The sequence below is a fragment of the Clostridium sp. CAG:221 genome (assembly GCA_000435835.1).
GTDB lineage: Bacteria > Bacillota > Clostridia > Clostridiales > Clostridiaceae > Clostridium.
The window spans coordinates 1-23469 of the sequence record FR883381.1 but is presented as its reverse complement, the minus strand read 5'-3'; the positions used below and the strand labels follow the sequence as shown (position 1 = coordinate 23469).

Here is a 23469-nt window from a genome sequence, read left to right as displayed (position 1 = left end):
TAATATATATTATGCTAATATGATTCATATTTGATTTTAAATACAGATAATAAATTTAAGGAGAATATTTTTATGAATAAATTTTTAAGAAATATGATTTTAACATTTGGATCAATTACGGTAGCCATAGGAATATTATGTTTTACAGGTGAACCTGCAATTGAAAATATAAAGTCAAAAGTAAATCTTATGAAAGAAAAAATTATATTAATTTCTAATGATAGAGATGCTGTGTTAAGAAAGCTTAATGATACTATACTGAAATATGATGCAGATATTAAATTATTAAATGATAAAAAAGTAAATATAGAACATAAAATTACAGACCTAAATAAGGAACTTGAAGATAACAAAAATACTTCAGATTCTATAATCCATCATGATGAAGAAATTATTCATCAATTAACTACTGAGAAAGAAAATTTACAAGCTCAAATTGAGCAATTAACTACCGAAAAAGAAAGTTTACAAACTCAACTGCAAGCTAAAGACAATGACTTAACTACTTTACAAAACGAAATTTTAAGATTAAATAATGAACTTGAAAAAGCAAATAATGCAGTAGCCGACTTAGAAAATTATGTAAATCTTGAATATGACGAAATTTCTAACATAGCTACAGAAACAAACTTAGATAACTATAATACAACTGTTTCTCCGGATTTTAGTGATAATTCAAGTAACGATTCAAATTCTAACGAAAATACTGAAAATACTGGAAATACATGGAAATTTAATGAAAGCAATTTTTTTGTTGTTAAAGATATATTAACTTTAAGTAAAACAAATGATCATAATAACATAATATATACTAGATTACCTGATTCAGCAACAGATGTAAATATTAAAGTAACTGTTTCTTATAAAGGAATAGCGAATCAAGTAACTTGTATTACCGTTGACCAACCAAAATATGATTTCTTTCTTCAATTCACTAACGAAATTAAGCAAATAAAAATAACAGGAAGTTGTAATATATCTGGAGTTACTCATCAATTTGACGAAGTAGTTAATGTTGATTATAACTAGTCAACCCCATTCTAATAGTAATATTTTACTATATTTTTCTTATTTTGTAATTACATATTTTAAAATAAGTGATTTCTGTTAATGCAAAAATCACTTCACTTGAATAAATCCATTATAAAAAGAGGCTGTATGGAAATAACTTTCCATACAGCCTCTTTTTATAATATATTATCTTCTTATTAATAGTTATTCCTAATATGTAGCAACTATAGGTCTATAAATCATTTTAATATATTTTTCACGTTGCTTTTCCGTTGGACACCAATGGCTACAATAATGGTATTATAATATTTTAAACTTAAATAATTAAAGGGATATGAATTAACTACTCATATCCCTTTACATTAAGAAACTGTTTCTGTTATACCAGTTGGCTTACATATAATAGCCTTAATAATGGTTTTAACTATTACACAACAGCTACTTTTATATTTCCTAAGATTGTGATATTTCAGAGTTCAGATGACACTTGCATCTATAGCCATTCCCCTTTACTTTATGATTACATCTTGGGAAATTACACTTTTTATTTCCTTTATCGTTTCCATCACTGTTTCCATTACCGAATGGTGGACAGCTAAAAATGCTAGTATCATCATTCTCGTTTGGACAATCAATTAATCCATCCTCATAAGTATTTTCAAGATTTAAATCCTTTATTTCTGGTTTTATCCATTCTTTTTTCATTTTCTTTTCATCTTTTAAGTTAATTATTTATTTATCTTAAGACTATAAGTCACAGATACTAACTAGCAAATTTGGCAACTACAGCATAACCATGTCGATTGCTTCCGCCTGTTACAAAATAATTTCCACATCTTGTCCAAGCATGAGCTACCATTTGATTATTCTCCTTCTTTACACCTAAATAAAGGGTTGTAGATATCCCTTGCTCCTTTAACATCTTTTGAGCAGTTAATGCTTGTACTAAACATTTACTTTCCCATGGTGTATGATACGATACTATTCCTACTATCCTAGCTATTCTTACAGCCTTTTTATAGCATTCATCATCTACATTCTGAGGCGATTCTACCTTAACTTTACCCATACGCTTTCGTAATTTATTAAATGGAATAAATAATATGAAAGCCCTAAAGTATCCCATATATATAAATGCCTTTATAAAGGCTAATTTATCCTGATTTTTTATTTTAAAAAATGTTTTAATTTTTCTAAACAACTTTAATAAGGTCTGCATTTTTTAATCTTCCTAAAAACTCCATTACGGTATTTTCACAAGTTTCTTCATCTACATCATATTCATTAGTTAAAGTTTCTATTATGTTTACTATAGGAGTATTTCCTTCAATAAGTTCCCAAATTCTACTTCCTACTTCATTCATCATAAAGTATTGACCTTTATCAAGGTTCATCATAACCTTTTCTCCATCAAGGTCTGTATCATCAATTTCTTGATTTTTAGTAATTACAGAATTAATATTTACTCCGTAATCTTTTTTTATATCTCCAACTTTTCCAGAAAACTTCTTAAAATCTAACATATCATTCACTCCTTTTTAATTTATACTTTGCAAAATCTTAATTTTTTCTTCTAACAATTCTATTTGTTTATCTACAGTAAATTGACCATTTGGTCTGATAATTTTATAAAATTTAATATTTTTTGCAATTTGTAATAAAATTTTAAAAGCAATTGGTGATATACCTCCCATAGCTTGTACAAATTCCACTCTATATCTATTAGCTATAAGCTTATTTAACTTTTCGCTACCTTTTATTTCTTCAATTTGAACTTCTTCAACATCACCTACAGATAATTCACATAAAGCAAAAAGTCTAGTATCTTCATATATAAAATCATCATGAGCATTTACTAAATATTTAATTTCAGTATCACTCATAAATGAAAAGTACTTTTCTTTATCATATCCTAGTTTATCCATTGCACTACTACATAACTTTTGATAAGGGAAGCCATGCTTAACCATTGGAATATTATCTTTAATTTCTATAGCAGCCACATCATCTGATATAAATGGATATCCTTTTAATCTTAAACCAGTTGTAAGAGTTGATTTTCCTGCCCCTCTGTTACCTGTCAAAATAATAGCTTTATTATCAATAACAATAGTTCCTCCATGGATGGCCACAATATCTCTTTGTATCATTATGAATCCTAAACAGCTACACATTAAAAATACCCTTAAAAGATACGGATCTGCGTTTTCACAAGGTTCAAATTCGATTAAATTACCATTAGTAACTCTATAAGTAGCCACATTATCTATATAAAACCAAACTTCTTCTTTAGAAAAATTAGCTTTTTTATTATTCTTTATACTTTCTTTTATATCTTCTGACATAATAGAATACTTAATACTTACTGCATTTTCATAATTACTATTTTCAGTTGGTACAAACTCATCTATTTTTATTTCTGATTTAACATCTAAACCGTATACTTTATAATAAAATTCGCTTTTTTCGAAACTCATACTATTTCTCCATTTTTAATGATAAAAATTAAAATAAAAAAGTTACTACACAATTAAATAATTTTATTTATGCAATAACTTTTATTCACTATATATATTTTACTATATTTAATATTATTTTCCTTAAAAATCGTTTTACAAATTGCTACAAATTATTCTATTTATATTATTTTTTATCATTATTTAAAAAATATAACTATATTTAGCATTAAATCTTATATGTCATATTGAAAATTTAACATTTCTCTATATTGTTTTATAAATTTATAAAATACAAGAGGAATTAATATTAATTTAACTTCATTTCTATTTTGGCAATTAGATATATCATCATATTTCTCTAACAAACCTTCTACCTTTTCTATATCTACATATTTTTTCACTTCATTATCCATTAATGCTTCTTTCACTTGATTTTTAGTTTTATCCCAATCCGGTAATAACCTCTCTACCCAATCTGCACTCTGAATACCCCTATTTCTCCAATTTGTTCTTATTTCTTCAGGAAGAATTCCTACCATAGAACTTCTTATTAAATATCTCTCTTCACCTTCATGTACATATGCTTCGCTTGGAATACTTAAACAAAACTCCATAATTCTTTTATCTTTACTTGGATCCCTTTTTATTATTCCATAAGCCAAAGAATCTTTTGTCTCCATAATTCCAATGTGTGCTAAGGTAGCTTCATCTAAAATACTTTTTCTTGTTTCCTTTAAAGTGCCTACTTTGGTAATTACTGAATTATATCCCTTTTTATCAAATCTTTCTTCTACATTATACTTTTTAATTAAATCAAGTTTAATAACACTATCTTCAAATTTATTTTCAATTGTATCTTCTTTTCTATGCCTTATTTTTTTTATTTTATATGGTATTGCATTACTTATAATTGTTGAATAAATAGCTTTTTTAGGTTTTCCGTATCTTTTATTTGCAGCATTAACCTCACTAATAACTTCTCCAAATTTAAGTTGTCTAATTAACGTTTGCATATGAATAAAAAAGTCACCAAAAGAAATACTTACATTACCATTTTGTCCTATTAATAAAACCTTAACTCCATCTTCAGAACTTTGTTTAGCCATTCCAGTTACCCAATATGAATTTTCTAAAGTTTTAATAGGCTGTTCAAATATACCTATTAATTCATCTATATTAGTTAATGAATTTATATTATCATTTCTACAATAGGTAATATCCAAATTACCACAATAATTTTTTAAAATATTAACATATTCACTTTCATCTGCAATTCTATGATTTACAATTTTATTACTATAACTTTCAATAGGTAAAAAACTATATCCCTTTAAAACTTTTTCTTCTTTTTTAAGTTCTTTTGAAGCTATTGCTGCAATAGAGCCTGAATCTAATCCACCACTTACCATTATTCCAACTTGTCCTACTGTCCTTAATCTACATTTTACTGCTTCTTCAAATATTTCTAAAAATCTTTTTACATATTCATCATGATTTTTTAGCTTTAATGGTTTTACATCTTTTAATGGATTCCAATATTTATTTTTTACTATATTATTTTTAGTAATAACCATATAATGTGCTGGTTCTAATTGATATATTTCCTTATATATAGTTTCAGTAGCTTCTGAGTTATGCATAGGTCCAAACAATGCTAAAAAATCAGTAATCCATCTTTCATTTAACTCCTTATTATGTAGTAATGGAAAAATCAAACTAGTAAGTGTTCCAAAAATAAATCTACCCTTTTGAAAATTGTAATATAGTGTCCTTCCCCCCATATGATCTCTAGCACAAAATACCTTTTCTTTTTTTTCATCAAATATAACAAAAGCAAAATCCCCTAATAAATACTTAGGACATTCTTCTCCATACTTTTCGTAAGTCATTAAAATTAGTTCACTATCAGTAGTTATTTTTTGCTTTTCCCCTATAATATTAAATTCTTTAAATAACTCTTTCCTATTATCTAAAATTGCATCTGCTGTTATAAACAAGTTTGTATCTTCTTTATAATATGGAAGTACTTCATTAATATTTTCTTCAGTAATGATAATCTGACCACATACCATTAAAGAATTTTTTCTATTAATGCTATTAACTTTATCTATCTTATACTTTTTTAAGGCTTTAATCATATTTTCACTTATTTTTTCACTAATTTTTAAATTATTAAAATCTATTACTCCACCTATAGCACCACTCATTTTCACATCCCCCTATAATTATTAATATATAAAGAAAGAAATCCAAAGGAAGGATTTTCCTTTCCCTTAGATTTCTCTTTTGCTAATGATTACAATTAGCTTCTACTATCCCAGTAGTTTCCATCTGAATCATAAGTTGTAGCATCTACTCTATTGATATGTGTTGAACTTTTTTCAGTAGATTCTACGCCTAATTCTTTGATTTCTGGATTTTCCCATTGTTTCATAATGAATCCCTCCAATTTTATGAATTTATATAAATAACTTAAGTGTTAATTATATCTACCAATATTTTTAGTATTAATTATTCATAAGTATATTTAAAAGATTCATCTACAGTTCTTAGCTTCTGCTTTCCCAATAATTTCCTTGCGAATCATAAGTTGTAGCATCAACTGCATTTTCATGGTTAGCACTTTTTTCTGTTGAACTTACTCCTAAATTAAATAATTATGGCTTTTTCCATCTTTTCATTACTTTCTCCTCCTTGTTGTATAAAGTATATATAATAATAGGGATAGCCCTACTACTAACTAATTTTTAATGAATTATTTTTTGTAAATCTATATTTTTTAAAAACTTCCCTTATAATTACTATAATAAAAGTTACTATTGATATACTTATTCCTGCTGTTAATCCTGGAGTCTTATATTTAAACTCTATAACATGATTACCTTCATTTAACTGAACTGCAATTAATCCATCAAGTAGTTTAATATATTCTACATCTTGTCCATCTACTTTAATTTTCCAACCTTCATCATATGGTATTGATGTATATAATAAAGTTTTTTCTTCATTAACAGTAATATTACCTTTTATATATCCATCTCTATATTCAGTATTCTGAATTATATTTTTTGATAAATTATTATATATTTTTGTAAAATTATCCATATTACAAGAATAAAACAATGCATCCTTAACATTACAAGAATCTCTTTTTATTTCAACTTTAATTTTTATTTCCTCTCCAGCTTGATAATTCCCAATATATTCAATATTATAAGCACTACTATCAAACTGTGGAAATTCATTTTGACCTTCTACTTTTACTATAACTTGATTATAATTAGTGACTTTATCTTCATATAACTGTGACTTCAAAAACATATAAACAGGATTACTATCATTTGATTTCACAGTATATACAATACTTGCTTCTTTTTCTTTATCAACTTTTTCATAATTTGTTTCATCTTCAAGTTTTGTTTCAGTTACATTATCTAACTCAATATTTACTATTTCTAGTCTATTATAAATTTGATAATTCTCTTCAACCATTGAGTTTAATATTGTATTACTTAAATTAAATTTATTTTCTTCAGTCATATCTACATCCTTCACTTTGTCATTAACCATAAAAGCTATTGGTAAAGCAAATGGATTTTCGTAAACAATATATTTTTCATTTTCCATTACTTTTTCATAATAAGGGTTTTCATTATATCCATATGATGAAAATGAATCTGGATCAGTACTAGCTATTTGATATTTAATAGCTAAAATTGAATCTACAGGAATCATTCCACCACGATTATACCCTTCATAACTTGGAGCTGTTTTAAATCCCATATTAGTCATAAATTCCTTAGTATTAACATCATTTGAGGAACTTGAATGTTGAATACCATAATAATTTAATAACATTGAATCATCATAAGTATTAACAAACACTTCTTCAATCCTATAAAAATTATTCATAGTACTTTTTAACTCATTAACTATAGGTTGTAAGTCCTCAATATAATTATATATATATTTTCTTGGTGCATATGATTGTAGTGTTAAACAGCTATATGCATTTATCATTAGTTCACCTATAACAATTAAAGATATTAAACTCACTACTACTTTTTTATTAATTCTTGAATTAGTATTTAATTTTAATAATATACAATATATTGTTAAAAATATAAAAGATAATATTATTTTTTTAGTAGTAAGTCCTTCATAATTTATAGTTGCTATCCAAGCTGTACATACTAATCCTAAGGATAATATGATTAAAATCTTTATATTAGAAATAAATTTTCTATTTACATATTCTTTATATGCTAATACTATAGCTAAAAAGGAAAATAAAAATGAAAATCTATTTTCAAATCCTACTGGTTCATCAAATCCATGCCACAATATGTTTAAAGTGTTAACTGAAAAACTAGCTATTAAAATAATTAAAAATACTAATGAACATATTTTTTCTTTCATTTTAATATTCTTATCCATAAAATATAACAAAACTAATATTGTTATTATTACCCCACAATAAATGTTAGGATTTCCTCCAATAATCTGCCTCAAACTATAATTTCCTATAAATAACTTTGCTATAAATTCATATGGCTTAAGTATTATTTCAGGTAAAGCTTCAAATAACTTAAACTCAGCTTTCCCAGATCTTAATGAAAGTAATGTAGGTACTATTAATACAGCTGATAGCATTCCAGCTATTAAAGATGAGCTAATAAATAATCCTATTTTTCTTACATTTAACTTATTATTTAATATGGTTTTATATATGAAATATAAAACTGAAAAAATACAAATCATATATCCTATATAATAATTTGAGAATATAGCAAAAAATAATGTGATAATATATAATCCATATTTATTTTCATTTATAAGTTTATCTATTCCTAGCATTATCAACGGTAATAATAATACTCCATCAAGCCACATTATATTTAATTGAAAGTTAATATTATATGCCATAAACGCATAGCATAAGGAAAAAATCACTACTGATAAATCATGTTTTTTATAAGTTTTACTTAAATATAATGAACAAGTTAATCCACTAAAACCAAGTTTTAATAGAGTAATTATTAAAATTACTTCTCCAATAAACTTCTTTGGAAAAAGTGCTAATATTAAATTAAATGGACTTGCCATATAATAAGCAAATAGCCCAACACTATTTCCCCCTATACTTTTACTAAACGAATATGTTAATGATGCATCTCCTGACAAAATATCCTTTAACTTTCCAAAGAAGCTTACATATTGTAAATACATATCACTAGTAACAATTTCTCTATTTCCAAAGGGGAAAATTTTCAATACTATATAAATAGTCATCATTAAAGCTATTGTTAATATAAACGATAATAGATATATATAATTTTCTTTAATTCTTAATTTTAAATTCCTCATTATCCTCAATATCCTTATTTTCTATTAAATCTTTTTCATCAACTATATATAAAGGTCTTTCTTTAACTTCTAAATATCCCTTAGCCAAATATGCTCCAAGTACTCCACTTGATACTAATTGTATGCCACTAAAAAAAATCATAAGCATAGTTATATAAACAATATTTGATATATCTTCTCCTACAATAAACTTATTAATTAACATTCCAATTAAAATAATTAAAGAAACAATAATCAATATACTCCCTGATATAGATAAAACTATAAGTGGAATAGTTGAAAAACTCATTATTCCATCTAGTGAATAAATAAACAACTTAATTATTGACCATTTACTAGTTCCTGCAATTCTATTTATATTTTCATGCTCTATCCATTTAACTTTAAATCCTACCCATTGGAATATTCCTTTTGAAAATCTATTTTTCTCTTTAATTGAAAGTACAGATTTAACAAATTTTCTATTCATCATTCTGTAGTCTTCTTCACCTTGCCTAAACTCTAAATGAGTTAATCTACTGGCTACTTTAAAAAATTTTTTAGAAAAAAATGTTCTTAAAACACCTTCACCTTTTCTATTTTTTCTATATGCAGCAACACTATCATAGCCTTCAATAGCTATGCCATAATACATATCCTTAATAAGCCTTGGTGGATGTTGTAAATCTGCATCTATAATAACTACATATTCACCTACTGCATTTTCTAACCCTGCATAAATAGCTGCTTCTTTGCCAAAATTTTTTGAAAATGATATATATGAAACCCTGCTATCAAATGATTTAAACTTCTTTATTATATTTAATGTTTCATCTTTAGAACCATCATCTATGAACAAAAACTCAAATTTAACATTTTTCATTTCAGAGGCTACTTTAGATATTTCATTGTAAAAGCTTTCTAATACTGATTCCTCATTATAACAAGGTACTACTGTACTTATACATTCCATGAATTTAACCTCCAAAATATTTCATCTAGTTATTATTAAATACAAATGTCTTACTAAAAATATAATTTAAGATTATAACTATTACTCCTATTAAAACTTTAGCTAGCATGTCCATAATATTTAATTTATCAACTATTATAAATAAACCTATTACTTCAATAAATCCAGATATTAATCTACAGTTAATAAATTTAACAAATTCTTTTACTATAATTTTTAAACTTATATTATAATTATTAAATACTATGGTTTTATTAGTAACAAAAGCAAATATTACAGCCGAAAGCCATGCTAAACAATTACTTATCAAATAATTTACTTTTAAAATATATGTAAATAAATAATATATGAAGAAGTTTACAAGTGTAGTTAATATTCCAAAAATAAGATATAGTATATACTCCTTATTTTTTATAATTATACTTTTTAATTTAATACCTTTTTCAAGCTGCATAGCTTATCCTTGCCTTTCTTATCCATTTATTACCATATATTTATTTTATCACTGTCTCTTAATAATTAAAACAAATATAATAAACTTTTTTCATTGCATTTTTTACATTTTAACCCATATTTTTAATAGTTTCTAATTTTACTCTTTAGACAAAAAAGTGGCTAATGTTTATCAACATTAGCCATTTAAGCTTTTATAATTCCATCCAACTAAGAATTTTATTTTTTTCTACAGATTCTTTAGCTCCTTTAGTTAGGAATCTAATTTTATCTGTAAAATTATATTCTTTTCTAAATATTCCTGAAAATAAATGATGTATCCACGCTATTGGAGTTAATATTCTTATCTTTCTAGCATAACTGTATTTATCAGACATAGTTTCAATACTAGGAAATATAAATCTAAAATATCTTCTTATAGCCCCTATAGTTGCATTAGAATCTTTACCTTTATAATTAAAAGCTACTTGATTAGCAAAATTGCTTGCCATATCTTTTTTTCCATATACACCACCATCAAAAATGGTACTTATAAGACTTTCAAACATTTCTTCATCATCAATTTTATATACAGCCATTTCTTTTGGTATATCCATACTAAATAATATATTACATATCTTAAACATAATTATAATGAACTTTTTAAAACCAAACTCTTCAGCCTTATTTATAAATAATGTCCAATCAATTAAGTGACCTTTTTTTTCAACTAATAAAACTAAATCTGCAATTTGTCTTACTCCAAATCCACTTGCTGCCAAATGTGCAGCCATATGCATACATAAATGAAGGGCTAAATCTTCATACCCTAGTGATAATACTTTAGCTCCTTTTACCTTAACTTCTATAGTTCTATCCCATATATCATCCTCAAATAAATCTAACTCATCACTAAATCCATCTCGCTTCATAACATGCCAATGTAATTCAATCATTGGATATCCACTTTTAATATATTTAATATGATGAGATGCTTCTGCATCTATTTCTGTATATCCCAGATCTATTAATATTTTTTTAGATTTATTTATATCTTTTGCTTTTACAAATATATCAGCATCACTCATACTTCTCTGCTCTGGCTGAGGATAATACTCTCTAACTACTAACCCCTTTAATACTATAACAGGCACATTTTCTTTAGAAAATTCATTAAAAACTTTTTCTAACTTACTCATATTTGAAATTTGTGTAACCCCAGTAAAAAAAACTTCCTTTTTTAAGTCTTTTACCTTATCTTCATCTATATTTTCTAATAATTCAGCTTTATTTAAAGCAGAATATATCAATCCTTCAATTTTATGTTTTCTAGATAAATTTATTAACTCATTCCAATCTACATTATCATATTTCTTTTTACAAACTTCATTTCTTATTGAATTGGATAACAAATCTATAAATTGCTTTTCTGTTGTATTCATTAATACCCTCCATAAATAATTATATGTACCATTTTAACACAATAATTCCAATTTATAATAACTAATTTGCAAAAAAAAAATGTGATAAATATATAATATTTATCACATAAAGCTTTTAAGAATATAAATATATTGCATGATCTTTAGTAATACCTGCATCATAATGTGCTAAAACATGTGCATTAAAGTCATTTACAGATTCAAAAACTTTTTTACAATGTCCACATTTAATTCTTGTAGGTTGTTTTCCATCTTGACTTGGAAATGGTGGTGCTATTGAGCAATTTTCTATATCATAAGTATTTTCTACACCTAATGCTATAACATTAGGATTTTTCCATCTCTTTTTCATAATTTTCTTCCCCTTTAACTTTTACTAATTTACCATCTTTTGTTTATAATTTTTAAATTTACTATATAGGTATTTTATCATCTTTTTATTAATTTGCAAATATGTAATTATTTGTTTGCAATAGTGTTACATAAGTTTTAATTAGTAAAATACAGTATATCAGAAATTCTTCTTTCTCCAGTTATATCTGAAGGATTATTTAAAACTTCACCATTAAAATATAATGTAGTAGATCCTCCACCGTCTAAATTATAGCCAATGTAGCATCCCCTATTTTGTAATTCTACTGCAGCATCATATAAGCTTATTCCATCTGATTTTTTACTTCTTCCATCTGCAACTAATACTACATATTCTAATGGCCCCTTTTGTCCAATAACTGTATGTGGATCTTTAGTGGTTCTATACCATTCACCGTAATTATCTATTATTTCATTATCTTTAATAAGGGTTGGTCCGAAATCATAAGTTTGAATTCCACCTAAATCTAGAATTTCTTCAGCAGTCTTTTCTCCATATTCAAAGACTTCTAAATCTCCATTTTCTTTAATAATCAGTGGAGCACAATCAAGATCAGAATCCCTATAAATAACCCCATCTCTAATAACTCTTCCATTAGTATTAAATCCAACTGCTGCACCATCTATAGCTAAAACAGCATCATTATCTTTTGCTATAACAGAAGTTCTTTTCTTTACATCTTGTGAAAATTCTCCTCCTGCAAAGGCTGATTTTATCTGTGAAGAATCACTTACCTTTATAGTAGCTATCCACATATTCAAATTAGGCTCTTCCTTTACTATATGCTCTAATTGAATTTTCATTTCATCTGTTTCATAAATTATACTATCGTTATCTTTATCATAAGTTGTATACTTATTTCTTGTTACATCAAATACTATCCACTTATATGGCTTTTGTATTATTCTTAATTCTAATAATATAAATATTGATATAAATATTAATACCAATAAAATTTCACTCATTCTTTTCCATACTTTACTTCTCACACCTCATACCCCTATTTTTTACTTTTAATACATATATTAACATATTTTAGTTTTTAAGTAAATAAAAAAGAGTAAGTATGATTACCAACTCTTTCTATAATTACTATTATTTTTCTTGAACATTAAAACATTTCATCTGCTTATATATTGGATTTATTAATTTTGCACCATTAATATGGTTATTATTATATATAAAATCAAATTCTCCGCTTTCTATCTTAACTCCATCAAAAATATAATCGCTATTTCCTTGATTAATAGTATTATTTTTCAAAATTAATTTTCCTTTTGCCTTTGTATATGAAGTATCAAAAAGATTTATTAGTGATTTATTACTGTTATTTTCTATTGTATTATTATCTAGAATCACCTCTTTAGTTACGCCTGCTGAGAGATGAAGCAATGAATCCTTATCTATACTTATAGTATTATTCTTTAATAATACTTCTGTAGGACATCCCCATGTACTTAATGATATTTTTGTATTTTTTAATTGGTTATTATCTAAGGTTATTTTTTCTGTTGTGGTAAAAGAAGCAATATTTGTATCTTCTATATTACTTTCTTTAAAGTTTACCTCTTCTTGGATATATATATTAGAATTATTAATTTTGCACTTTTCACCTCTAAAATTAACTAATGAACCAGTAACTTTACTTATATGGCAATCTTTAAAGTTACCATATATTCTAATATTATCTATATTATCTGCTGTTATCTTTGAATCAATAATACTAACATTTTCAGGCATAGTATTTACATGTGTATCAATAATATTTTCATTATTTATATTAAATTCAGCATCCTTATTTTTTGATGTAATTGCTATTCTACAATTATTATAGGTATTGCCGCTACATTCAGTATCAGTTGAATACTCATAATTAATATTCATGGCTATATTTGAAAAAGAATTATTTAAAAATTTATAATTTGTAGTTCTTCCCCACATATAAACTGTACTAGTAAAACTGTTATTTTCAAATATAATATTATCACCTGCACAACTTACAATATCATTGTTATTACCTATAAACTTATTATTTTTAAATAAAAAGCTGTCCATGTATTCCCATCCATCTTCTAAATCTATTGCATATCCTGGCGCTCCTCCACCATTCTCCTTAAACATATTATTCTCTATATTCCAATTGTATCCTCCACAAATGCCCATACCTAATGATTTATTTTTTTCAATTAAACAATTTTTTATTGTAATATTATTAGGACTACTATAATTAGTTAAAAATACTGTTGTACCATTAAAATCTGTATCTCCTCTTTCCGGAACATAATCTTGTTTAAATACAAAATGCACATACTTAGCATTATCTGGAATCAATACTTTTTTATATTGTTTGCAATTATCTACTTTAGAAATAAACTTCATATTTTCATCATAAAAATATGATAAATATTCCTTACTTTGCATATATGGATATCCCATGTATCCCTTGTTGTAACCTAATTCAAATTCTCCACCTACATTACTTATATTTAGAGGATCAATAGTTCTTATGGTTCCTTTCTTATTATTTAACTTTCCTTTATCATTTATATTTCCAATAGATAAATTCTCTTTTGTTACCCCTATTATTAAATCTGATAAATTTTCACCTAAGGAAGAGGATATACCATACCCTGGAAAGGAACTTATTGTTACATTATCTAATATACAATTATCACAATTATTAAAGACTATACCACAAGTCCATTCATGAGATCCTTCTATGGTTTTATAATCATGAGTTTCCCTATCTCCTAATATTATTCCATTAATAAGCTGAGAATTACTACAATTAGAAAAATCTATAACTGTATAATGCTGTAATCCATTATCATTAATCTTAAAAGTAGCCCCATTTAAATCAACAATTAAATTACTTACCATAGTTATTGGATTTTCTTCACTTATACAATATTCACCTTTTGGAAAAGTAATTTTATCATATTTATTTTTTGCTGCATAATTTAAAGCATCATTTATTCCCTTTGAAGTTTCTATAGGATTTAATCCATTGTTATTAATATTAAACTTTTGAATATCTACACCATAATTTTTAAGCGTTTCTGCTGATAATTTTATAGTATTTAAATGAATAAATGTTATTAGAAATATACTAATAACTAAACTAAATATCTTTTTCATAACACCCTCACATTTAATTTTAATTTATTAGTAATTATTCCCTTATAATATTTTCCTAATACACATATAAAAAAAGTGCTGGAATAACCAGCACTTTCTTTATCTAATTTATATTAAAAATAATGTTACTCTTTAATCCCTTTGCGTCGGTTTTTTCAAATTTAGAAACATCTGTATTATTAAAATTCAAAGTTACATGAGTAGTAGTTGCTCCATCTGCATACCATGAACATTTAATTAAATATCCTTTAAATCCATCATATAAAGTCATTTTACAGTTATTAAAAGTATATACTGCACTACAACCTGCTGCATTCCATCCTCCAACTATATAGTGATAATCATCTATTTTTTCAAAAATAAAATTAGAATCCGTAACTTCTACCCCACCTGTACTATTACTACTTGGCGCTATTATACTTCCTGCTTTTTCTCTAGTTATTATACTGTCTTTAATTAATACGTCTTTGCATTGATACATTGGTTCTATATAGCAATTAATTAAATTGCATTTTTCAAATATTACCTGGCTATCTTTTGAAGGTCTTATAGTTATAGCATTAAGATTACAATTGTTAAAATTAGAATTTGTTGATACCATTCCATTTTCTAGATTACACTTAATTACTTTTGTAGCATATAACGAAAAGTTACTTCCTTTAAAATAAGAATATCTTATACTTCTTATATTACTATTTAATATATTACTATCAGTAAATTTTTCGTTTTTTACATATAAATCATAACTTGACTGGCTGACTCCATGGTTTGGTCCCCATGCAATAGATGATTTATTATAAATATTATTTTCTAAATAACAATCTGTTGATGATCCTAATGATAATTTAGCACCATTTCCACTAGTTATTCCAACTATATCTTCAATTATATTTTCTATAAATGACCAATATTGACTCCTTCCATATACCGTTGCTATACCATTAAATTTATTATTATAAAATACTTGTCCAGCACCTGCACAAAGTATACATGTGTTATATGATTCAAAAGAATTTCCTTCAATTAAATCATCCTGCATATATTCCCATCCATCTTCCCAATCTATATCACATCCTGGCATTCTTCCTGCATTTCTTCTCCATGTGTTATTTTCTATTCTCCACTTTTGTCCTCCGCAAGCTGCAAATCCACAAGAATAGTTATCTTCTATAACACAATTTCTAATATAATTTTTAATAGGATGGGCAAAATTTTCTACAAAGGCAAAAGCTCCATTAAAATCACTATTTCCACTAGTAGGAACATAATTATTATAAAATACAAATTTAGCATAGTAAGCATTTTCAGGTTTGCTATATTGCCTAAATCTTAATAATCCTCTATCTCTTCTTATAAATTTTTTATTAATATCATAAAAACATACATCATATATTCTAGAATTTACATAAGGATAGCCATGATATCCTAATGGATATCCAATATCATAATAAGATGTCTTTATCTTTGATATATCAATAAACTCTGAAGTTCTAATATAATTACTGTTACTTAAATTTTCACCTTTATCATCTAATGTTCCTAGTTCCATTACTTTATAAGTTATTGGTGTTTGTGAATACGCTGTTACTCCATAAGAATTATCGCCTTTTCCACTAGACATATTAAATCCTATTGATTTTTTAACTGTTAAATTCTCTATTCCATTATTAGTTCCTTCATAAAATATGATACTGCATCCACCTTCAGTAGAGCCTATATTATACCAATTAGGATATACATTAGATTTTTCATCTCTTTCTCCATAAATTGTTCCATTACATAATTTACAATTATTTAATATAGATTTAGTAATCCAATTTAAAGTAATATTATTATAATAAATACTATAACTACTATCTGTAGAATTTGCCGATTTTGTAAAAACAAATTTAAATTGAATATTATTATAATCTACTGTATTTCTTAAATTAAAAGTAAACGAAGGAGTTGAAAATGTCCATGAATTTGATACTGATTTAGAATCTTCTTCTAATATCAAAGTATCATCTTTATAATATTGTAATTGAATATTCATTGAGTAATTTCCATATCTTAATTGTCTAAAAGAAAAGTTAATAGAATCGCCATAATGAAGTGAATCAAATAATTTATTAAATTTATTTGATTTTGAATATATTTGTATTTTTTTAGAATATTGAGTAATTGTATTATTGCTTGTAAAATCAAAAATCTTATAATACATTGGATTTTTTGCTGTAATATTATTAAATGGATCAAAATCATCTACATATTTAGCATCTGAAAAATTAAAGAAGTTATTATCCACTAAATTTAATCCATTTCCTTGTCCAAAATAAAATGCAGAATATCGTTCATAGTTATTAGGTCTTAATTTTATAATACAATTATTTAAATCAACAATTAAATTACTTTCCATATATATAGTTTCACTTGGTTCTATATATATAGTTAAATTTGATGGAAATACTATTTTTTCATATCCATTATTTACAGCATAATATAATGCTGATTTTATTCCATCTGAATTTTTAATAGCTTGCTCTTTAGTACTTACATCTGCTACAATTTCAAATTTATCAAGTTCTAAACTATAAATCTTAGAAATATCTATTGTTTTTTCAGTCTTATTTATAACATTATATTCTACTGAATTTTTATATTTTCCATCTGTAGTGTACGCTGTTATTACTGCTTTTCCTACTGAAACTGCTTCAATAACTTTACCGCCTTTAACCTTAACTATACTTTCATCACTTGATTTTAATACGTAAGGATTTGTATTATAAACACTGTATGGCAATACATGAGCTATTATTTTAATCATATCACCTATTTCTAATACTTCTGCTTCATTTGCAATAATAATACCTTCATCATACAAATTTTCTGATTCTACAGCTTTTGAATAGTCTGTATTATCATTATCTTCTTGAAAAATATTATTGTTTTCATCTGGATTTTCTTCATTTGTTTCCTTACATATAACTCTTACAGATTTTGTTATATTATTACTAGTTGTTAAATTTATATTAGTTTCGCCTTCATTAACATAAGTTAATAACCCAGTATCAGTAACTGTTACAAATCCTGTGTTTCCACTTTCAAACTTAACAGTTTTATCTGTAGCATTCTCTGGTATAACTGTCCATGTTAATTGATGAGTTTCTGCTTTATATAAAATTATATTTTCATCATCCACTTGTAAATCTGTAACTTCCACGATTTCTTCACCTTGTAGTGCTTTTAATTTTTCTATTTCATTTTGTAATTGCTCTATTTGATTTTGAAATTGCTTTATTTGATTTTTAAATTGCTCTATTTGATTTTGAATCTCTTCCATTTTTCCTGTAATACTTAATAATAGTTCTTCTTTTTCTGTTAACTCCGCTTCCTTTTCCTCTATCATTTCAGAATAGTAAACAATTTCTTCTTTTAATATTTCTATTTTATAAATTACTACTTTATAAGAAACTGACAATGAATTTTTTTCCCCAGCTACAATAATTTTTACCTTATGATTAGTATTTTCCATTTTATCTGATGAATATATCATAACATTATTAATTTCATCCTTTGAATATAAATCCACTTTAGCTTTTTCAATATCATCAATATAAATTTTTGCATAGCCACGCCAAGCATTTATATGAGTATACCACTTAAAACCTGTTCCACTAAAAGTAAATTCAACATAATTTCCTGCTGTTTCTGAATAAGTCATCTTTTCTGTGCCTTTAGTAAAGTCCCCCCAATTACCAACATAATTAAAGGCCTCATTAGAGTAATCATATAATCCAACTTCTAATACAGATGCCATGATTAATTCCCCCATATTTTATCTTACTGTAAAAAGAGTATATTTTCCCTTTATTACATAATATTAAAATATTTATATTTGGTTAAAAAAAAGTACTTAATAAAAATAATTAAGTACTTTTTTTATTCTACTTAAATATACGTATCTCATGGATAAATATAAATTAACTCTTATACACAATTATTCAGCTATACATTTAATAATCTTATTATAATATTTCATTAAATCAGAATTATCGTAAGTAATATTATTTAATTTTTTTAATTCATCTATAAGCTCTGGTATTTTTTCAATATCATCTGTAAATTTTATATAATTTAATCCTTTAATCCATTCGTATGTGCCTTTTGCTTTATAGTTATAATTGCTAAGAGCAATACATGGTGTTCCAGTTATCGCTGCAAATATCATTCCATGAATTCTATCTGTTATTACTAACTCAGCCTCTTTAAATTCATCTAACTTTTCATAAAAGAACTGTTTTCTCTCTTCTTTCTTAATAAATTTATCTATTCCGGTGTCAGTTACATTAATCTCCTTGTATTCTGACTTTAACATCTGCAAAATACATTGTTTATTATCATAGTTAATTTTACTTTCCAAATCGCTTCTTAAGCAAAACAAAGCTCCACTTCTATTTATCCTATTAGCACATTCATTTAAATATAACACAATATCTGGTGTAATTATTATTTTACATTTGTTAAAGTCTTTTCTCATTAATTCATATGAAACTTTTTCCCTAGCAACTAAAATGAGATTTTTATGATTATTATAAATTTTTTTAGATAATTCTAATTCTTTATTCCCTTTATCATCTTTTGTAAAATAAATTGTTTGTGGAAATAAAATTATTTTATTATTAGGAAATCTTTCTATGGCATCTCTTCTTATATTTTCATCAAACAAATACTGATTTCCAAAATTCCCCCACCATTAATGATTATTACATCTTCTTTATCTATATATTTTTTAATAAACTCAATTTTCTCAAAATATTCATTTAAAGTTAACTCTACAAAATCATATTCATTAAAGTTCTCTTTTAATATACTATATTGTGCAATTGTAATAGCATGATCTCCTAAATTTCCATGTTCTGGAGTTCCTATAAGTACAAATTTCTTTTTATTTTTATATATCTTATATTGCTTATCCAATGAATATTTATATTGCTTACTTTTTATAAATGCTTTTATATGGCTTGGCTTAAGTTTATTAACTACATTCATCTAAATCATTCTCTTGTGATAATACTTTAATTTCTGGTAAATTAGAATGTCCCCACCATCTATGTTGCCATTCCATGTTATTGCTTTCATCTTTATCTTGTATTCTTTCAAAGCTAAATGCATTAGGTACTACATCGATATGTTCAAATGTCCCATATTCATTTACTTTATAAAAAACTAATTTTCCAATATACTTACCAGGAGCTAATGATGAAATATCACATTGAAAATCTGTTAATACTACTTCATCCTTTTTACCACATATATGTCCTTTTGTTGTCATCATTCCTGCTGGAGTACTATCTGAATATAAAATTACTACCCTCATACACATATTTTCAATATCTTTATTAGCCTTCCATTTTACACTAAATTTTAAAGGTTCATCTTTTTTATATTTACATTCTTCCTTATCTAATATTTCAAGAGAAAGCATCTTTGCATATTCATTGCAACCATCACCCTTACTTCTTTTTATGTCTTCTAAATTATTCACTAATTCCATTTCTTTTGTATTATCCATATAAATTTTTACGCCTTCATCAACATTTCCATCGTAAATAATTTGTCCATGATCTAAAACTATTACTCTATTACATAACTGTTGAATTGTTCTCATACTATGACTTACATATACAACAGTCCTTCCATCACTGGCAACATCACTCATTTTACCTAAGCATTTTTCTTGGAATTTCATATCTCCAACTGCCAATACTTCATCTACAATTAATATATCAGGATCAAGATTCGCCGAAACAGCAAAAGCTAGTTTAACAAACATACCACTGGAATATCTTTTTACTGGAGTATCAATAAATTCTCCTACTTCAGAAAACTCTACTATATCATTAAATTTCCTATCTATTTCTTCCCTTGACATACCAAGTATAGAACCATTTAAATATACATTTTCTCTTCCTGTAAGTTCCATATTAAAGCCTGTCCCAACTTCCAATAAAGAAGATACTCTTCCCTTAATTTCTATTTCTCCTTCTGTTGGAGGTATAATTCTTGAAAATACTTTCAATAATGTAGATTTTCCTGCACCATTATGCCCTATAATTCCTATTCTGTCTCCCCTATTTACTGTAAAACTAATATTTTTTAATGCCCAAAACTCGTCTATATCTTTTTTCCTTTTTCCAAAGCCACCTTTTATAGAATCTAATAAAACAGCTGCAAATGTATCCTTTCTCTCTTCATGAGTTAATATTTTAAACTTCTTACTTATATTCTTTACCTTTATAACTTCATCACTCATAACTGCCTCCAAATTATATTAAATCCGCAAATGTATCTTCAAATTTGCCGAAAAACTTTATTCCTAATAGTAACCCTACAATTGCAAAAATTATTGATATTCCCACCGCAAATAAATTAAGCTCTTTGTTTTGTAATATACACCATCTAAATCCTTCAATTACTCCAACTAAAGGGTTAAATGAATATAATAATTGATATTTTTCAGGAATAGTATTACTAGAATAAGCAACTGGTGATAAATACATTCCAAACTGAAGTATTACAGGTACTATATACCTTATATCCCTATATTTTACATTTAAGGTCGCAAAAAAAAGTCCAAATCCTAATGCTAAAAGAAATGTTAATATAATAAATAACGGAAGGGCTAATATTCTTATAGATGGCATATATCTATACCCAATCATTATAACTATTAAAACACAAAATGAAATTGCAAAATCTACAAAAGCAGTTACTACAGATGATATAGGTAATGCTAATCTTGGGAAGTAAACTTTCTTTAATAAATTAGAATTGCTTACAAGACTATTTGACGTACTTGAAAATGCACTACTAAAAAAGTTCCAGCATAATAATGCAGAATAAACCATAACTGCATATGGCACACCTTTTTCTGATGGCATATTAGCAACTCCACCAAAAATAAAGGTCATAACTATCATGGAAACTATTGGCTGAATTATTGCCCATAATATACCTAAAACAGTCTGCTTGTACCTTACAATTATATCTTTCCATGATAAAAATGTTATAAGACTTCTGAATTTCATAAGTTCTTTAAATTTATCTTTTTTAGTAGGCTTACTTGTTATTATTGTTACTTGTTCCACATTAAATCCTCCTACAAATCTGTGTATAAAATTTATTATTTATTTTTTCATATAATCCACTACTTACTATAAAAATTATCCACAATATTTTTTCTTTATATATATAATTAGGATTGCATAAAAAATATGGTAAATTACAAACAAATAGCTTTTTTAATTTTCTCATTTTTTTATCACTAAATTTAAATTGATACTTAGCTATAAAAAAATATCTAAAAAATCTATTTATAAAATAGTATTCTGTTTGTATCCTCAATTTTCTACATCCAACTCTTTTTGAAAAATTAATTCTATTAATATAGGCATCTAATATATCCAATCTTTTTTCATTAAAGCTTGAAGACATAATACTGTTAACTCTTTGCACGTAATAATATAATATTTTATTTGCAAATATAATTTTTTTTGATCTATAAATTAATTCATGCGCTAAAAATTCATCTTCATTTACTTTTCCTAAAGGAAACCTTAAATTTAAAAACAGCTCTTTATCATATAATTTATTCCATGATACAACATAAATATCATACATATCACTATACATATCTTCTAATATTTCATCTTTTTTTAATAATTTAATATCTGATTTTTTATATAAATTATTATTTATTGCCTCATAATTTTTATCTACTTTTTTAAATTCACACATAATCATGTCAGCTTTATTTTTTTCAGCTTCATTATAAAGTATTTGATACATGTCTTTACTGATGAAATCATCACTATCTACAAAACCTATATATCTACCTCTAGCAATATCCAATCCTGCATTTCTTGCAGATGATAATCCTCCATTTTCTTTATGAATCACTTTAATTCTGTTATCTTTTGTTTTATATTCATCACATATAATTCCTGAATTATCCGTAGAACCATCATCAACTAATATTAATTCAAAATCAGTAAAGGTTTGGTTTAATATAGAATCTAAACACCGATTTAAATACTTTTCAACATTATATACTGGTACTATTATCGAAATTGCCAGCTCTACTTTAGAAATACTAATATCCATACTTTTTACCTCTAATAAAACCTTTAATTTTATATATTAATATATCTTTTATATTGTTAATACAAATAAGTATATCTTTAAGGTATATTATTATCCTTGGATTTATTGAAAAAATATATATTTCAAATTTTTTATTTTTTAAATATTTAT

The 23469-nt window shown here is 25.4% G+C and carries 20 protein-coding genes; 1 reads left to right on the top strand and 19 read right to left on the bottom strand.

The features are described from left to right. Window positions 1–72: 72 nt before the first annotated feature. Window positions 73–1029 (top strand): hypothetical protein, encoded by a 957-nt coding sequence (locus Q5O44_RS03655; protein WP_022167031.1) that lies wholly within the window; start codon window positions 73–75, stop codon window positions 1027–1029. A 435-nt stretch (window positions 1030–1464) separates the two neighbouring features. On the opposite strand, the gene Q5O44_RS03650 is transcribed toward Q5O44_RS03655, so the two are convergent. From Q5O44_RS03650 to Q5O44_RS03560, 19 genes are all read right to left on the bottom strand, one after another. After that, window positions 1465–1716: a hypothetical protein gene (locus Q5O44_RS03650; protein ID WP_022167030.1), complete on the bottom strand. Its 252-nt coding sequence runs from the start codon at window positions 1714–1716 to the stop codon at window positions 1465–1467. Between the two features lie 58 nt (window positions 1717–1774). Further along, window positions 1775–2230 carry a lasso peptide biosynthesis B2 protein gene (locus tag Q5O44_RS03645; protein ID WP_022167029.1) on the bottom strand — a complete coding sequence of 152 codons (456 nt, stop codon included), beginning with the start codon at window positions 2228–2230 and terminating at the stop codon, window positions 1775–1777. Then, complete coding sequence (locus Q5O44_RS03640) at window positions 2205–2534, bottom strand: lasso peptide biosynthesis PqqD family chaperone (RefSeq protein WP_022167028.1); 330 nt, start codon at window positions 2532–2534, stop codon at window positions 2205–2207. The genes Q5O44_RS03645 and Q5O44_RS03640 overlap by 26 nt, the downstream gene beginning before the upstream one ends. Window positions 2535–2549: 15 nt before the next feature. After that, window positions 2550–3488, bottom strand: coding sequence for a hypothetical protein (locus tag Q5O44_RS03635; protein WP_022167027.1), 939 nt, complete (start codon window positions 3486–3488; stop codon window positions 2550–2552). Between the two features lie 215 nt (window positions 3489–3703). Next, a complete protein-coding gene (locus Q5O44_RS03630; protein ID WP_022167026.1) occupies window positions 3704–5677 on the bottom strand; it encodes an asparagine synthase-related protein in 1974 nt (657 codons plus the stop codon). A gap of 95 nt (window positions 5678–5772) precedes the next feature. Next, complete coding sequence (locus Q5O44_RS03625; RefSeq protein ID WP_022167025.1) at window positions 5773–5904, bottom strand: hypothetical protein; 132 nt, start codon at window positions 5902–5904, stop codon at window positions 5773–5775. Window positions 5905–6206: 302 nt separating this feature from the next. Next, the gene (locus tag Q5O44_RS03620; RefSeq protein WP_022167024.1) at window positions 6207–8837 is read right to left on the bottom strand and encodes a YfhO family protein; all 2631 of its coding nucleotides are present in this window, start codon (window positions 8835–8837) and stop codon (window positions 6207–6209) included. Next, window positions 8812–9789, bottom strand: coding sequence for a glycosyltransferase family 2 protein (locus Q5O44_RS03615; protein WP_022167023.1), 978 nt, complete (start codon window positions 9787–9789; stop codon window positions 8812–8814). Before Q5O44_RS03615 ends, Q5O44_RS03620 begins: the two co-directional genes overlap by 26 nt. Before the next feature lie 25 nt (window positions 9790–9814). Further along, window positions 9815–10243, bottom strand: a complete 429-nt coding sequence (locus Q5O44_RS03610; RefSeq protein ID WP_022167022.1) for a GtrA family protein — start codon at window positions 10241–10243, stop codon at window positions 9815–9817. A gap of 193 nt (window positions 10244–10436) precedes the next feature. Continuing rightward, on the bottom strand, window positions 10437–11663 hold the full coding sequence (locus Q5O44_RS03605; protein ID WP_022167021.1) for a nucleotidyltransferase family protein: 1227 nt from the start codon (window positions 11661–11663) through the stop codon (window positions 10437–10439). A gap of 115 nt (window positions 11664–11778) precedes the next feature. After that, a complete protein-coding gene (locus Q5O44_RS03600) occupies window positions 11779–12015 on the bottom strand; it encodes a hypothetical protein (RefSeq protein WP_022167020.1) in 237 nt (78 codons plus the stop codon). 137 nt (window positions 12016–12152) lie between these two features. Beyond that, window positions 12153–13025: a phosphodiester glycosidase family protein gene (locus Q5O44_RS03595; RefSeq protein WP_022167019.1), complete on the bottom strand. Its 873-nt coding sequence runs from the start codon at window positions 13023–13025 to the stop codon at window positions 12153–12155. Window positions 13026–13131: 106 nt separating this feature from the next. Continuing rightward, a complete protein-coding gene (locus tag Q5O44_RS03590; RefSeq protein WP_022167018.1) occupies window positions 13132–15174 on the bottom strand; it encodes a right-handed parallel beta-helix repeat-containing protein in 2043 nt (680 codons plus the stop codon). Window positions 15175–15277: 103 nt separating this feature from the next. Continuing rightward, window positions 15278–18973 carry an Ig-like domain-containing protein gene (locus tag Q5O44_RS03585; RefSeq protein ID WP_022167017.1) on the bottom strand — a complete coding sequence of 1232 codons (3696 nt, stop codon included), beginning with the start codon at window positions 18971–18973 and terminating at the stop codon, window positions 15278–15280. A gap of 180 nt (window positions 18974–19153) precedes the next feature. Then, window positions 19154–19882, bottom strand: coding sequence for a polysaccharide pyruvyl transferase family protein (locus tag Q5O44_RS03580; protein ID WP_022167016.1), 729 nt, complete (start codon window positions 19880–19882; stop codon window positions 19154–19156). Beyond that, a complete protein-coding gene (locus tag Q5O44_RS03575; protein WP_022167015.1) occupies window positions 19864–20205 on the bottom strand; it encodes a polysaccharide biosynthesis protein in 342 nt (113 codons plus the stop codon). Before Q5O44_RS03575 ends, Q5O44_RS03580 begins: the two co-directional genes overlap by 19 nt. Further along, window positions 20192–21469, bottom strand: coding sequence for an ABC transporter ATP-binding protein (locus Q5O44_RS03570; RefSeq protein WP_022167014.1), 1278 nt, complete (start codon window positions 21467–21469; stop codon window positions 20192–20194). Before Q5O44_RS03570 ends, Q5O44_RS03575 begins: the two co-directional genes overlap by 14 nt. Before the next feature lie 13 nt (window positions 21470–21482). Continuing rightward, window positions 21483–22304 (bottom strand): ABC transporter permease, encoded by an 822-nt coding sequence (locus Q5O44_RS03565; protein WP_022167013.1) that lies wholly within the window; start codon window positions 22302–22304, stop codon window positions 21483–21485. Between the two features lies 1 nt (window position 22305). Continuing rightward, window positions 22306–23319, bottom strand: coding sequence for a glycosyltransferase (locus Q5O44_RS03560; protein WP_022167012.1), 1014 nt, complete (start codon window positions 23317–23319; stop codon window positions 22306–22308). Between the last annotated feature and the right edge of the window lie 150 nt (window positions 23320–23469).

Coding starts and splice junctions, on each gene's coding strand:
- Q5O44_RS03655 (WP_022167031.1), top strand. CDS start 73: ATGAATAAATTTTTAAGAAATATGATTTTAACATTTGGATCAATTACG.
- Q5O44_RS03650 (WP_022167030.1), bottom strand. CDS start 1,716: ATGAAAAAAGAATGGATAAAACCAGAAATAAAGGATTTAAATCTTGAA.
- Q5O44_RS03645 (WP_022167029.1), bottom strand. CDS start 2,230: ATGCAGACCTTATTAAAGTTGTTTAGAAAAATTAAAACATTTTTTAAA.
- Q5O44_RS03640 (WP_022167028.1), bottom strand. CDS start 2,534: ATGTTAGATTTTAAGAAGTTTTCTGGAAAAGTTGGAGATATAAAAAAA.
- Q5O44_RS03635 (WP_022167027.1), bottom strand. CDS start 3,488: ATGAGTTTCGAAAAAAGCGAATTTTATTATAAAGTATACGGTTTAGAT.
- Q5O44_RS03630 (WP_022167026.1), bottom strand. CDS start 5,677: ATGAGTGGTGCTATAGGTGGAGTAATAGATTTTAATAATTTAAAAATT.
- Q5O44_RS03625 (WP_022167025.1), bottom strand. CDS start 5,904: ATGAAACAATGGGAAAATCCAGAAATCAAAGAATTAGGCGTAGAATCT.
- Q5O44_RS03620 (WP_022167024.1), bottom strand. CDS start 8,837: ATGAGGAATTTAAAATTAAGAATTAAAGAAAATTATATATATCTATTA.
- Q5O44_RS03615 (WP_022167023.1), bottom strand. CDS start 9,789: ATGGAATGTATAAGTACAGTAGTACCTTGTTATAATGAGGAATCAGTA.
- Q5O44_RS03610 (WP_022167022.1), bottom strand. CDS start 10,243: ATGCAGCTTGAAAAAGGTATTAAATTAAAAAGTATAATTATAAAAAAT.
- Q5O44_RS03605 (WP_022167021.1), bottom strand. CDS start 11,663: ATGAATACAACAGAAAAGCAATTTATAGATTTGTTATCCAATTCAATA.
- Q5O44_RS03600 (WP_022167020.1), bottom strand. CDS start 12,015: ATGAAAAAGAGATGGAAAAATCCTAATGTTATAGCATTAGGTGTAGAA.
- Q5O44_RS03590 (WP_022167018.1), bottom strand. CDS start 15,174: ATGAAAAAGATATTTAGTTTAGTTATTAGTATATTTCTAATAACATTT.
- Q5O44_RS03585 (WP_022167017.1), bottom strand. CDS start 18,973: ATGGCATCTGTATTAGAAGTTGGATTATATGATTACTCTAATGAGGCC.
- Q5O44_RS03575 (WP_022167015.1), bottom strand. CDS start 20,205: ATGAATGTAGTTAATAAACTTAAGCCAAGCCATATAAAAGCATTTATA.
- Q5O44_RS03570 (WP_022167014.1), bottom strand. CDS start 21,469: ATGAGTGATGAAGTTATAAAGGTAAAGAATATAAGTAAGAAGTTTAAA.
- Q5O44_RS03560 (WP_022167012.1), bottom strand. CDS start 23,319: ATGGATATTAGTATTTCTAAAGTAGAGCTGGCAATTTCGATAATAGTA.